We start from the raw sequence: 13,770 nt of genomic DNA, 5'->3' as shown, positions 1-13,770 counted from the left end.
CTCCTAGGTGGTTAACCGGTTTCGTGGGTCGAGGCCGCGAGGTGCTTCATGACATCGGGGTACCGGCGCAGGTGCGCGCCACCGTTGATGTTGAGGACCTCCCCGGTGACCCAGGAGGACTCGTCGGAGGCGAGGTAGAGCACCGCGTCGGCGATGTCTGCGGGTCGGCCGTTGCGGGCCAGTGGCGTGTTGTCCGTGAAGTCGTTCTGGATCACCGGCACCGAGGTCAACGCGTCGACGAGCGGGGTTTCGACCAGCCCGGGTGAGATGGCGTTGACCCGGATGCCGTGCGCTGCGAGTTCGAGTGCCGCAACCTCGGTGAGCATCACCAGGCCGGCCTTGGCCGCACAGTAGCCGGCGAAACCGTCGGCGGGCTGGCGCGCGTTGAGCGAAGCGATGCTGATGATGGAGCCGCCGTGATTCATCGCCCGCGCAGCGTGTTTGATGACGTAGAACGCCCCGGTGAGGCAGAGGTCGACCGTTGCGCGCCAGTCGGCGGCGTCGAGATCGACGATCCGGCCCGGCTTGTTGGTGCCGGCGCAGTTCACCACGATGTCGTGGCCGCCGAACTCGTCTCGGACGGTGCTGAACAGGGCGGACACCGATGTCTCGTCGGTGACGTCGACCCGATGGCTGCGACTGCCGGAGAGCGTGTGCGACCGAGTGGCGGCCTGCTGCTCATTGACATCGGCGATGACCACCGCGGCGCCGTCGGCGTGCAGGTGTTGGGCTGCGGCCCAGCCGATGCCGGAGGCCCCGCCGATGATCACCGCGGTCTTGCCGGCCACCCTCCCGGAGGTCATCGGGGGATGTTCTCGTAGTAGGGCACCACGATCTCGTCGGTGCTGCTCACATCGCCGAGCATCATCAAGGTCAGCGGATGCACAACGTCCGGGTCGACTTCGGCGTTGATGCAGGCCGGAACACCGGCTCCCAGAGCCCTTTTCATGGCCTCGGCGATCTGGGTGCTGCCGTTGGCCCGCTCCCCGTATCCACCGAAGGCCTCGGCGACCTTCTCGTAGGCACTGTCGGCCAACTCCGAGACCACCACACCGCTGGATCCGAACACGGCCTGCTGGCCGTGGATCGACATCCCCCAGACCGCGTTGTTGAACACCACCGTGACGATGGGCAGGCCGTGACGCGCCATGGTGTCGAACTCCTGGGGATGGAAACCTGCCGCGCCGTCGCCGGTGATCACCACGACGGTTGTCCCCGGCAGTGCGCGGGCGGCGCCGATCGCGAAACCCGGCCCGATACCCAGACATCCGAGATAGCCCAATCGCAGCACGCCGGCCGGCCGGTCGGCTGTGGCGAAGAACTCCGCCCAGGCCGGAGCTTCGGCACCGTCGAGGACGAACAGCGTGTCCGGCGGGCATGCCTCGACGATGGCCTGGGCGGCGAAGTACGGGTGAGTCTTGCCCGATGCGGTGGCGCTCTCCGAAAAGGCAAGGCGGTGGGCATGTTTGGCCGAGGTGGCCGTGGCCGCCCACTCGTTCCAGTCCGGCCAGGATCGCTCACCGGCGGCAGCGGCCAGCGCCGTCAAGGTCTGCCGGCAGTCGGCGAGGATGGGGACGTCGATGTCGTAGATGCGGCCGATCTCGGCGGCGTCGATATCGATGTGAACCAGCTTGGCCCCCGGGAACATGCTCGCACGGCCGCCGGTGAACATCCCGGATCGCGCCCCGGCGATGATGACGACGTCCGGGCTGGGCGCACCGAGCGCGGGAAGCGAGCCCAGCGCCAGCAGTCCCCCACCAGCCAGCCGGTGATCGGCGGGGATGGCCCCGTCCCCCTTGCCCGGGTAGAAAACCGGGACGCCGACGGTTTCGGCGAACTGCAGCAAGGCCGGCCCAGCACCGGATAACGGCACTCCACCGCCGATGACGATCACCGGATGCTCGGCGGTCTGGAGCAGGTCGAGGGCGGCGACGACAGCAGCGGGGTCCGGGCAGGGCCGGGATTCGATGCGGTAGTTACGCGGGAATCGGACCGCCTGGTCGTCGGCCTCGCCGAACATCACGTCGATCGGGACTTCCAGCAGGACGGGGCCGGGCGTCCCGGTCGTGGCGGTCCGCACGGCCTGGGCGACGAACTCCGGAACGCGGGCCGCGTCGGTGATGCGGTGTGCCCACTTCGTCACCGGCTGGGCGGCGGCGATCTGGTCGAAACCTCCCTGCAGCGGATTGGTTTCGACCTCGCGCAGCGGGGGCGCACCGACGACGAACAGTGTGGGCGTCCGGTCCAGGTAGGCATTCGCGATCGCCGTGTACACGTTGGTGAAGCCGGGCCCCGAGGTCACCACACACACGCCGAGGTCGCCGGTGACCCTGGCGTAGGCGTCCGCGGCGTGCCCCGCGGTGGCCTCATGGCGGGTGTCGGTGAGTCTCAGACCGTGGGCTGCTGCCGCGATCAGGAAGGCGTCCAGATGCCCGCCATGCAGGGTAAAGACCTCGGTGACGCCCGCCTCGGACAGGGCTCGAGCCAAGAGTTGGCCTCCGTTAACCAGCATGTCTGGAATGTAACTGTTGGCATAAAGCGTGCCAAGAGTGGCACTATGCAAACATGCCTAGGCCGTCCCCGCAGACTGAGCGGATCGTCATGCTCATGCAATTGCTGGCCGATCACCCCGACACCGGCCGCAGCCTGGCCGAGATCGCACGCCACCTCGGGGTGGCCAAGGCCACCTGCTATCCGATGGTGATCGCCCTGACCGAGGCGGGCTGGCTGCTACGCCACCCCTCTCACAAGACCTATCGGCTGGGGCCGGCGGTGATCCCGATCGGAGCCGCCGCGGCCGCGTCATCGGCCACCATCGATGCCGCCCGCGCCGAGATGCACAGCCTGGCCGACGCCTCAGGGCTGGCGTGTGTGGCGTTCCTGCGCTCCGGCGACGACCTGGTGGTCGGTGAGGTGGTTCAACCCGATGTCGGCAGGCGCGGGACGCTGGGTCTGCGCACGGGTGACACCCTGGAACTCACTCCGCCACTGGGCGCGAGCTTGGCGGCATGGTTCACCCCGGACCATCTCGACGAGTGGTTTCAGCGCGGCGCAGCACGTTTCGGCACGACGGCCGACGAGCTTCGGTCGGCGTATCAGCCAATCCTCGAGGTGATCAGGGAACGCGGGTACTCGGTGGAGTGCGCCGATCAGAGCGAGCATCCGCTGAGCAGCCTCGTCGACGAACTGCGCGGACGGGACACCGAACACCCGCTGACGGTGCTGGCCGCCCGGCAAGCCCAGCGTCAGCTGAGCCTCGACGTTCTGGTCGGCACGGTCGAACCCTCGGTGACCTACCGGCCCATCTCCATCAACGCCGTCGCCTTCGATGCCGACGCCCAACCGGCGATCGCTCTGTGTCTGGTGGACGCCAGCGACCCGATGCCGGGAGCCAGGACGGCTGAAATCGGTGAACGGGTGCGCGATTCGGCGGCCCGGGTCACCCGCCGGCTCGGCGGCCGGGCACCGAAGCTGGATTAGCGGATCTTCCGAAAGATCGTGCGCCACAGCGCAATATCCACTTCGACCGTGGCCCGTCCAGCCGACGGGAACGCAAAAGATACCAACGGTCGGAATATTTGTCACAACTGAAGTTGCCGAATCCTGACCCGAAACTAGGACGACTGGTAATTTGCGCACGCAACGACAGAGATTGCTGCTCTGCCTGGTACTTACCTCGCCTAGGGAGGCAACCATGGCCAATCATGTTGCGAATCGCCGCAGCCTGTCCACTGTCTATGTCGGACGGGTCGGAGCACTGGCCGTTGCTCTGGGAATAGGATCGGCGTTCGGAGCACCGGCCGGGCTGGCGTGGGCCGACTCCGACGGGTCGACCGATACCACCTCTTCCAGCGTCGGGTCCTCGGGGCGCAGCAGCGCGAAATCGTCCACCACGTCGCGCGGGCCCGCGGCCAGTGCTGCAAGCGTTGAGTCGTCGGCAGCCCGCGCTTCCACCCGGCCGCGGTCCAGCGCTTCGGTCCGCGACAACACGGACACCACCAACGGTCACAACATCAGTATCGACAGTGAGATCGACACCACGCCAACAGTTTCCGAGTCAGCCACCCTGCCGACGCGAGCCGATATCGATGTCACCGAGTCCCAGGCTGACTCCTCGACCGTGCCAGAGGCCGCCGCGGTCACCGCCCTGGCTGCCACATCTACGGTGACCTCCACCCCGTCTGTCACCGTCGCGGTGACCAAGCCGAGCCCGGGAGTGCTTGCACCGGTTTTCGCCCCGATCCGCGCTATCACTCTCGGCGTGCTCGGTGTGTTCGGCTTCGATCCCAACGCCCCCTCCGGTACACCGATCTTGGAAGCCGTCTGGGGTCTGTACCGGCGTATCGAGTCGGTCTTCACCAACCACGCACCGGACGTCGCCGAGCCCGACGTGACCATCAGCCAGGTCACCGGGGACACCGTGATCACCGGCAATCTCAATGCCAGCGATGCCGACTACGACACGCTGAGCTACACGGTCACTGCCGCAACGAATGTCGTCGGTGCAGTGACGATCAACCAGGAAACCGGGGCCTTCGCACTCACCGCGGCCGGTCCCGGCACGGTCACGTTCACCGTGGCCGTCAGCGACGGAACCCATGCACTCTTCGGCGCAGGTAACACCACCACCGCCGCGTACACCATCGCTGTGCCGAACCAGAACCCGGTCATCAGCATCGTCGGCTCGGTCACCACGAGCAACGGATCGACCATCTACACAGTGGACACCTCCGACCCGGACGGTGACACCGTCACCGTCACCGCCAGCACGCCCACCTACGGCAGCGTGACCAACAACGGGAACGGCACCTGGACCTACACTCCCACGCAGGCTGCGCAACTGGCGGCCGGTGTCGCCGGGGTTGACGGCACCGACAGCTTCACTCTGACCGCATCCGACGGCCAGGGCGGTAGCGCCTCCACCACGGTGTCGGGCGCCCCTGTTATCCAGACTTCCCTGATCGAGCACAACGACCCGATCGCCGTCGACAGCTTCCCCATCCGGATGGCGCTGAGCACCGACGGCAGCACGGTCTATGTGGTGAACTACTTCACCCAGACGGTGACCGTCATCGACACCGCCAGCTCCGCCGTCAGCTCTAGCGTCTCGATTCCGATGAACCCCAGCGACATTGCGGTCTCCGCCGATGGCAGCACGCTCTACGTGGTCGGCGGCGGTAAAGCGTCGCTGATCGACACCGCCACCGCAGACGTCACCACCGTCACCCTCACCGGCTCAGCCACCTCCGTCGCGGTCTCCCCCGACAAGAGCACCGTGTACGTGGCCATGCTGACCGGACCTAGTTCGAGCACAGTCGCCGTCATCGACACCGCGACACCGTCGGTCACCGGCACCCTGTCGATCGAGGGCGTCCAACTCACTCTCAGCAGTGACGGCAGCACGCTCTACACAGTGACGAAAACCGCAGTGACCGTCTACGACCTCGCGACCGATTCCGTCACCAAGACCATCGCCGTCACGCCGGCGAACTCCCCCACCGGCATTGCGGTGAGCAGCGACGGGAACACGCTGTACTTCACTCACAGCTGGGATTTCAGCGGATCGGGCAGTGCCGTTGAGATCGTCGACCTCACCACCGAGGACGTGACGGTCCTCCCGATCGCCGGAGAGGCATACAGCGTGGCGTTGAGTCCCGACGGCAGCGTCGCCTACGTCACCTCGCTGACCGGCGACGCGATCACGATGATCGACACCGCGACCAAGACCGTCATCACCACCGCCGGAAACGCGAGCACGGACTACTACGCGCGTGACATCGCGGTCAGCCCCGACGGTCAAACGGTCTACATCATCGATGCGAGCACCGAGGAGGTCATCACCTTCTCCTTCACCGGGCCGATGGTGACCTAGGTCCACTCCTCGGGGATGTCCCGCTCGATCTCGGCGAGCCAGATCCGCGCCGACATGTCCGACGGCGCCCGCCAGTCACCGCGCGGCGAGAGCGAACCACCGTGGGATACCTTGGGCCCGTTGGGCAATGCCGAGCGCTTGAACTGGCTGAACGAGTAGTACCGCTGGGCAAAGATCGCCAGCCAGTGCCGAATCTCCTTGAGCGAGTAGGCCGGTCGCTTGCCCTCGGGGAAGCCCGGCGGCCAGTTGCCGCGGTCCGGGTCGCTCCAGGCATGCCAGGCCAGGAACGCGATCTTCGACGGCCGGAAGCCGTAGCGCAGCACCTGGAACAACGAGAAGTCCTGCAGCGAGTACGGGCCCACCTTGGCCTCGCTGCTCTGGATCTCCTCATCCTCACCGGTGGGAACCAGTTCGGGCGTGATCTCGGTGTCGAGCACCGACTGCAGGATCTCGTCGACCTCGTCGTTGAACTGCCCCGAGGAGATGACCCACCGAATCAGGTGCTGGATCAGGGTTTTCGGCACACCGGCGTTGACGTTGTAGTGGCTCATCTGGTCGCCGACGCCGTAGGTCGACCAGCCCAGCGCCAGTTCGGACAGATCGCCGGTACCCAGCACGATGCCGCCACGCTGGTTGGCGATCCGGAACAGGTAGTCGGTACGCAGCCCGGCCTGGACGTTTTCGAAGGTGATGTCGTAGACCGGCTCGCCCTGGGAGAAGGGGTGGCCGATCTCAGTGAGCATCAGCGACGCCGTCGACCGGATGTCGATCTCCTCGAAGGTGACCCCGAGTGCCCGGGACAGCCTGATGGCGTTGTTCTTGGTGCGCTCACCGGTGGCGAAGCCGGGCAGGGTGAACGCCAGAATGTCGCTGCGGGGCCGGCCTTCCCGGTCCATCGCCCGCGCCGCGACGATCAGCGCATGGGTGGAATCGAGCCCGCCGGACACCCCGATCACGACCTTGGGATAGTTCAGTGCACGCAGCCGCTGCTCGAGACCCGACACCTGGATGCTGTAGCCCTCGTAGCAGTCCTGTTCGAGGCGAAGTGGATCGCTGGGCACGAACGGGAACCGTTCCACCGCGCGCCGCAGGCCGATGTCCCCGTTGGGCGGCTCGAGCACGAAACCGATGCGCCGGAATGAGTTCAGCGCATCCTGGTGGTGGCGTCGATTGTCGTCGAAGGTGCCCATCCGCAATCGTTCGGCGCGCAGCAGGTCGAGGTCCACGTCGGCGACCGAGCGGCGCTCGCCCTTCGGGAAACGCTCGGACTCGGCCAGCAGGCGGCCGTTCTCGTAGATCATGGTCTGGCCGTCCCAGGCCAGATCGGTGCTCGACTCGCCCTCCCCCGCGGCGGCGTACACGTAGGCCGCCAGGCAGCGCGCCGACGCCGAGCGCGCCAGCAGCTTGCGATCCTCGGCACGGCCGATCGTGATCGGGCTTCCCGAGAGGTTGGCCAGCACCGTCGCGCCGGCCAGCGCGGCATGCGCACTGGGCGGCACCGGGACGAACATGTCTTCGCAGATCTCGACGTGCAGCACCAGCCCGGCTACGTCCTCGGCGGCGAACAGCAGATCCGGGCCGAACGGAACCTCGGCGTCACCGATGCGGATGGTGCCGTGCAGGTCGTCCCCCGCCGCCACCTGCCGGCTCTCGTAGAACTCCCGATAGGTGGGCAGATACGACTTCGGCGCCACTCCGAGCACCACACCGCGATGGATCACCACCGCGGTGTTGTAGATCCGGTGCAGGTAGCGCAGCGGCGCCCCGACGACGAGTACCGGCAGCAGATCGGCGGAGGCGGCGACCACCTCGGCCAGAGCCTCCTCCACGGCGTCGAGCAGGCTGTCCTGCAGCAGGATGTCCTCGATCGAATACCCCGACAGGGTGAGCTCCGGGAACACCGCCACCGCCACGCCGTCGTCGTGGCAGGCCTGCGCGATCCGCACCACCGACGCAGCGTTGGCAGCCGGATCGGCCAGCACCGTGTGGTGCGTGCAGGCCGCTACCCGCGCGAACCCGTGCCGGTAGGCGGAGGAGAAGTCCATGCCTCATTGTCGCCTGTGTAGGGGCCCGCCCGGAAACGGGTATGCGAAAAACCATGGCTGAAACCGCGCTGCTGGTGGTGGACATGCTCAACGGCTACCGCCATCCCGACGCCGACGCCCTGGCCGACAACGTCGCCGGGATCGTCGAGCCGCTGGCCGATCTGATCTCGCGGGCACGCGAGCGCGACGACGTCGACCTGATCTATGTCAACGACAACTACGGTGACTTTACCGACGAACCCAGTGACCTCGTCCGCGCCGCACTCGACGGCGCCCACCCCGAACTGGTCGATCCGATCACCCCGCACCCAGGCAACCGGATCATGACCAAGGTGCGCCACAGCGTCTTCTACGCCACCCCGCTGGACTACCTGCTCAGCCGGCTGGGGGTCGAACGCGTCGTGCTCACCGGCCAGGTCACCGAACAGTGCATCCTCTACAGCGCACTGGACGCCTACGTGCGGCACTACTCGGTGATGGTGCCGCCGGACGCGGTCGCCCACATCGACGCCGAACTGGGCCGGGCCGCCCTGGCGATGATGGAACGCAACATGAGCGCCGAGCTCGTCGCGGCCGGAAAGTGTTGGCACTGAACGAGTTCTGCGCACCGCACCGATCAGTGTGATCGGGACCACAAGCCGGTGACCCATACTCGCTGCACACCAATCCCTTTCACGAGATTCGAGTACGTCGCTACTCGTTACTCGCCGCCGCGGCGGCCATAGCTTTCTCCTACGGGCCGGACGAGCCGGCCACCAAGACCAGGGAGACCGCCATGACCGTTGTTGCCTACCGGGCCGAAACGCAGACCACCACCCCCGCCGCCATGAAGCCGACGGTGTTGATCACCGAGAACGAGGTGAAGCTGCTGACCGCTGCCGCGATCGGTGTGACGGCACCGGCACGCCCCCGGCTGTGGTCGCGCTGGACGTCGGCCGCCCGCGCCGCGTTCACCGTCCACACCGTCGACGAACGGCCCGCCCACTCCCGCTACGTGCCCCGGCACCACGACTTCCTGGAGACCGCGGCCATGAAGCGGGCGATGGAACGGCTGTGAGGCGGTAACGCCTGCGCCCTCGGGCGCGATGACGCATACGACAATTCCCACCAGTTCTGCGGAGGACCACGTGCGTCGACTCAAGGCCGCTGCCGCTGCTCTCGCCGTCGCCGTCACTGCAGTTCTGGGCGGGTTCGTACCGGCGGTGGCGCAGGCCGCGCCGCCGGCGTCGGCCAAGGATTTCTCGAAGCCCGCGATCGTGATCCTGGGCTACGGGCTCAATCCGGACGGCAGCATGCGGCCGGTACTGCGCAGCCGGGTACTCACCGGGCTGGCCGTGGCACAGATCTTCCCGCAGTCGCCGATCATCGTCACCGGCGGCAACCCCCGCAACGGGCAGACCGAAGCCGCCCAGATGCGGCGAATGCTGATGATGTTCGGATTCCCGGACAACCGAATCATCGTGGAGGACAGGGCGAACAGCACCGTTCAGAACGCTCAGTTCTCGGTGCCGCTGGCCGAGAAGGCCGGAACCTCCGGCATCATCCTGGTGACGTCGTCGACCCATCAGGGCCGCGCCGACGGCGATTTCGTCGACGCCGGGGGCCACCTGCTGTCCACGGTGAGCTTCCCGGACGGCGATCCCACCGTGAACGTGGCGCAGTTCGCCCGCGACGCGATCAGCCCGTTCATCAACATCGGCTAGCCGCCTATCCTGGAAGCATGGAGGCTCCCGAGCTCGTCACGGTGCTCTCGGGACGCCGTCTGGCGGTCCTGACCGGGGCGGGCATCTCCACCGACTCGGGCATCCCCGACTACCGCGGACCGGACTCGCCGCCGGCCAACCCGATGACGATCCGGCAATTCACCTCCAGCCGGGAGTTCCGGCAGCGGTACTGGGCGCGTAACCATCTGGGCTGGCGGCACATGGCCCAGACCATGCCCAACGCCGGGCACCGGGCACTGGCCGCGCTGGAACGCGCCGGCGTCGTCACCGGCGTGATCACCCAGAACGTCGACCTGCTGCACACCAAAGCGGGCAGCCGCAACGTCATCAACCTGCACGGCACCTACGCCCAGGTGGTGTGCCTGAACTGCGGTCACACCATGTCGCGGGCGGCGCTGGCCGAGCAACTGGAAGCCGCCAACCCCGGCTTCACCGAGCGCGCCGAGCAGGTGGGCGGGATCGCCGTCGCACCGGACGCCGACGCGGTGGTGGACGACACCGACTCGTTCCACTTCATCGACTGCCCGGTCTGCGGCGGCATGCTCAAGCCCGACATCGTCTACTTCGGCGAGAGTGTGCGCAAAGAGGTTGTCGCTCAGGCATATTCGATGGTCGACTCCGCCGATGCCCTGCTGGTCGCCGGGTCGTCGCTGACGGTGTTCTCGGGGTACCGGTTCGTCCGGCACGCCGCGGCCCGGGGAATCCCGGTCGCGATCATCAACCGCGGGCCCACCCGCGGTGACGACCTCGCCACGGTGAAGATCGACAACGGGTGCTCGGAGATCCTGGTGCTGCTGGCCGACGAGCTCACTGAGAGCATGTCTGCATGAAACGTTCCCGGGGCAGGGCCGGTACGCACACCGAAGAGGACATCGACGAGGAAGCCGGCCGGGTCGCCGCCCTGCTCAAGCGGATGCGCCCGCCCCCGGGTCCGATCACGCAGCGGTGGGCGCTGGGCATCGGCGATATCGTCGCCGACACCGCCCGCCTACCTCAGCGGATCCGCGGAGCGGTGCTGTTCCTCAACCGGTTCGGTGGGCTGGCCATCACGCCGGAAACCCTGGAGTTCGACGGTGACGACGCCAAGTGGTCGAAGATCACCGAGATCGACACCCGCAACCTGGTCGAATACCTGCTGTCGGGGGCGGTGGAAAAGCAGGTGGACCGGCTGCCGGTGCCGTGGTTTCCCGGCCGGGGCCGGCTGCTCGGCCTGGCGTCGGCGGGCGTGCTGACGCTGCTGATGGCCACCGCCCGCCAGCAGATCGAAAACCATGCCGATGTCCGCATCCCCGCCGAGGTGCACCACCGCGGCTGGTTCCGGCGCGACAAGGTGCTGACCCCCGGGGTGATCTCCACGCTGATCCTGGCCGACCCGAAGGTCAGCGAGTCGGTGATCGCCACCGCCAAAGCCAACGGGGTCACCGTGCGCAAACGCGACGACGACCCGATGGACGCGGCGGGCGACCGCGCCGAGGTGCTCAAGGCCAAACTGGCCGAGCTGGAGAAAAGTATCCGGGGTCTGCTGCACCGCGGACGCGGCTAGATAGCCACCAGATCATCGGCGTGCACGGCCGGCCTGCGCATCTCGGCGGGCAGGTCGGTGGTGGAGCGTCCGATCATGGTGGCCAGCTCGGTGGCGTCATAGGCCACCACGCCGCGTGCCACCATGGCCTCGTCGGGTCCGCGCAACTCCACCACGTCGCCGCCGAAGAACCGGCCGGACACCGCGGTGATCCCGGCCGGTAGCAGCGAGCGGCGTTGTTTGACGACCGCACGCACCGCGCCGGCATCCAGCGTCAGGGCACCGGACACCTCGGCGGCGTAGCGCACCCAGAACCGCCGCGCCGACATCCGGTCGGGCCGTGGGGCGAACACCGTGCCCACCGAGGCGTCCGACAGCGCGGCGGCGGCGTCGGCGGCCGCCGCCAGTAGCACCGGAACCCCGGCGTCGGCGGCCAGCAGTGCCGAGGACAATTTCGAGCGCATCCCGCCGGTGCCCAGGCGGCTGCCCTGCCCGGCGACCACACCGTCGAGGTCGTCCGGGCCGGCGACCTCCGGAATGAACCGCGCGTCGCCCTTGCGGGGATCGGAGTCATAGAGGCCGTCAATGTCGGACAGCAGGATGAGCGCGTCAGCACCCACCAGGTGAGCCACCAGCGCCGAGAGCCGGTCGTTGTCGCCGAACCGGATCTCGTTGGTGGCCACGGTGTCGTTCTCGTTGACGATCGCCACCGCGTGCAGCGCCCGCAGCCGGTCCAGGGTGCGCTGGGCGTTGGTGTGCTGCACCCGCATCGCAATGTCGTGGGCGGTGAGCAGGATCTGGCCGACGGTCCGGTCGTAGCGGGCGAAGGCCGCGCTCCACGAGTTGACCAGCGCAACCTGCCCGACGCTGGCTGCCGCCTGTTTGGTGGCCAGGTCGGTGGGCCGACGGCTCAGCCCGAGCGGCTCGATACCCGCGGCGATCGCGCCCGAGGACACGATGACGACGTCGGAACCGGCCTGCATCCGGGCCTCGATGGCGTCGGCCAGTTTCGCCAGCCGGCCTGCGTCGAACAACCCGGCTTTGGTGGTGAGCGCCGTGGTGCCGATCTTGACGACCACGCTGCGTGCCGTGCGGATCGCCTCGCGATACTCGCTCACGATTCGTCCTCGTGCTCCCGGCGCATCCGGCGCGCTTCCTTGCGCTCAGCGGCCCCGACCCGGTCGTTGTGTTCCAGCCGCACATCGGTGCCCCGGCCCGTCGGCATCACGTCGACACCGGCCGGCGTCTGCGGCTCCCAGTCGAAGGTCATGTCGCCGATCGTCACCGCGCAGCCGGGCTTGGCCCCGCGGCGCAGGAGCGCATCCTCGACACCGAGCCGAGCCAGCCGGTCCCCGAGATAGCCAACGGCCTCGTCGTTGTCGAAATTGGTCTGGGCGATCCACCGTTCTGGCCGCACACCGCGCACGATGAAACCGCCGGGATGGTGCGGGTCCTCCTCGACGGTGAAACCGCTCTGGTCCACCGGAATCGGCCGGATGACGGGACGGCGCGGTACCACCTCGGGCTGCGCGGCCTGATAGGCGGCCACCATGTCCCACAGCGCAAAGGTCAACTCGCGCAAGCCTTCCCGGCTCACCGTCGACACCTCGAATACCGGCCAGCCGCGGTCGGCGATCTCCGCGCGCACGAAGTCGGCGAGTTCGCGGGCCTCTGGGACGTCGATCTTGTTGAGCACCACCGCACGCGGCCGGCTGGCCAGGTCACCCAGAGTGGAATCCCCTTGCAGCGTGGGCTGATAGGCGGCCAGCTCCGCTTCCAGCGCGTCGATATCGGAGACCGGGTCGCGGCCCGGCTCCAGGGTGGCGCAGTCCACCACATGCACCAGCACCGCGCAGCGTTCGATGTGCCGCAGGAAGTCCAGCCCGAGACCCCGGCCTTCGGAGGCACCTGGGATCAGGCCCGGCACGTCGGCGACGGTGAAGGTGTGATCCCCTGCCGAGACGACGCCGAGGTTGGGGACCAGCGTGGTGAACGGGTAGTCGGCGATCTTGGGCTTGGCCGCCGAGATGGTCGACACCAGCGAGGACTTGCCCGCCGACGGGAAGCCGATGAGGCCGACGTCGGCCACAGTCTTGAGTTCGAGAGTGAGTTCGCGCTCCTGACCCTTCTCGCCGAGCAGCGCGAAACCGGGAGCTTTCCGGGCCCGGGACGCCAGCGCGGCGTTGCCCAGCCCACCGCGGCCGCCCTCAGCGGCGACGAAGCTGGTGCCGGTTCCGACCAGGTCGGCCAGGAGCCTGCCCTGTTCGTCGAGCACCACCGTGCCGTCGGGAACCTTGAACTCCAGGTCGGCCCCGTTGGCGCCGTCCCGGTTGCTGCCCATCCCCTGCTTGCCCGATGGGGCGACCACATTGGGGTGGAAATGGAAGTCCAGCAGGGTATGCACCTGCGGATCGACGACCAGGATGACGCTGCCGCCGTGGCCGCCGTTGCCGCCGTCGGGACCGCCGAGAGGTTTGAACTTCTCGCGGTGCACCGAGGCGCAGCCGTTACCGCCGTTGCCCGCGCGGGTCTTGATGACGACGCGGTCGACGAAGCGAGGCATCGGAGAGTCCTTTCATTCGTCGAGTGTGTACCTACTGCGAGATA

General features: G+C 67.8%; 12 protein-coding genes. 7 read left to right on the top strand and 5 right to left on the bottom strand.

Features of this window, described 5'->3' with window-relative positions; genetic code table 11:
• Nucleotides 1-11 precede the first annotated feature (11 nt).
• Both BN3385_RS16245 and BN3385_RS16240 read right to left on the bottom strand, forming a co-directional pair.
• Nucleotides 12-803 carry an SDR family NAD(P)-dependent oxidoreductase gene (locus BN3385_RS16245; RefSeq protein ID WP_059018093.1) on the bottom strand — a complete coding sequence of 264 codons (792 nt, stop codon included), beginning with the start codon at nt 801-803 and terminating at the stop codon, nt 12-14.
• Entirely contained in the window at nt 800-2,512 is a 1,713-nt protein-coding gene (locus BN3385_RS16240; RefSeq protein ID WP_059018091.1) for a thiamine pyrophosphate-binding protein, read from the bottom strand. The genes BN3385_RS16245 and BN3385_RS16240 overlap by 4 nt, the downstream gene beginning before the upstream one ends.
• Nucleotides 2,513-2,565: 53 nt before the next feature.
• Between BN3385_RS16240 and BN3385_RS16235 the strand changes: the two genes are divergently transcribed.
• Both BN3385_RS16235 and BN3385_RS16230 read left to right on the top strand, forming a co-directional pair.
• Nucleotides 2,566-3,480, top strand: coding sequence for a helix-turn-helix domain-containing protein (locus BN3385_RS16235; protein WP_059018089.1), 915 nt, complete (start codon nt 2,566-2,568; stop codon nt 3,478-3,480).
• A gap of 214 nt (nt 3,481-3,694) precedes the next feature.
• Entirely contained in the window at nt 3,695-5,872 is a 2,178-nt protein-coding gene (locus BN3385_RS16230; protein WP_059018088.1) for an Ig-like domain-containing protein, read from the top strand.
• Here BN3385_RS16230 and BN3385_RS16225 read toward each other — a convergent pair.
• A complete protein-coding gene (locus BN3385_RS16225; protein ID WP_059018086.1) occupies nt 5,869-7,917 on the bottom strand; it encodes an NAD(+) synthase in 2,049 nt (682 codons plus the stop codon). The genes BN3385_RS16230 and BN3385_RS16225 overlap by 4 nt on opposite strands.
• Before the next feature lie 53 nt (nt 7,918-7,970).
• Between BN3385_RS16225 and BN3385_RS16220 the strand changes: the two genes are divergently transcribed.
• From BN3385_RS16220 to BN3385_RS16200, 5 genes are all read left to right on the top strand, one after another.
• Entirely contained in the window at nt 7,971-8,510 is a 540-nt protein-coding gene (locus tag BN3385_RS16220) for a cysteine hydrolase family protein (protein ID WP_059022028.1), read from the top strand.
• A gap of 182 nt (nt 8,511-8,692) precedes the next feature.
• A complete protein-coding gene (locus tag BN3385_RS16215; RefSeq protein WP_059018084.1) occupies nt 8,693-8,974 on the top strand; it encodes a hypothetical protein in 282 nt (93 codons plus the stop codon).
• A gap of 28 nt (nt 8,975-9,002) precedes the next feature.
• Nucleotides 9,003-9,620 (top strand): YdcF family protein, encoded by a 618-nt coding sequence (locus BN3385_RS16210; RefSeq protein WP_082690506.1) that lies wholly within the window; start codon nt 9,003-9,005, stop codon nt 9,618-9,620.
• A gap of 17 nt (nt 9,621-9,637) precedes the next feature.
• Nucleotides 9,638-10,471 (top strand): NAD-dependent protein deacetylase, encoded by an 834-nt coding sequence (locus BN3385_RS16205; protein ID WP_059018080.1) that lies wholly within the window; start codon nt 9,638-9,640, stop codon nt 10,469-10,471.
• Nucleotides 10,468-11,184 carry a hypothetical protein gene (locus tag BN3385_RS16200; protein WP_059018078.1) on the top strand — a complete coding sequence of 239 codons (717 nt, stop codon included), beginning with the start codon at nt 10,468-10,470 and terminating at the stop codon, nt 11,182-11,184. The genes BN3385_RS16205 and BN3385_RS16200 overlap by 4 nt, the downstream gene beginning before the upstream one ends.
• Here the strand turns inward: BN3385_RS16200 and proB are convergent.
• Nucleotides 11,181-12,284, bottom strand: coding sequence for a glutamate 5-kinase (gene proB, locus BN3385_RS16195; protein ID WP_059018076.1), 1,104 nt, complete (start codon nt 12,282-12,284; stop codon nt 11,181-11,183). The genes BN3385_RS16200 and proB overlap by 4 nt on opposite strands.
• Nucleotides 12,278-13,726, bottom strand: coding sequence for a GTPase ObgE (gene obgE, locus BN3385_RS16190; protein WP_059018074.1), 1,449 nt, complete (start codon nt 13,724-13,726; stop codon nt 12,278-12,280). The genes proB and obgE overlap by 7 nt, the downstream gene beginning before the upstream one ends.
• Between the last annotated feature and the right edge of the window lie 44 nt (nt 13,727-13,770).

It is taken from the genome of Mycobacterium sp. M26 (assembly GCF_001494595.1).
Lineage (GTDB): Bacteria > Actinomycetota > Actinomycetes > Mycobacteriales > Mycobacteriaceae > Mycobacterium.
Note: the sequence above shows the minus strand (reverse complement) of the source record. Positions and strands in the feature narration are given on the sequence as shown.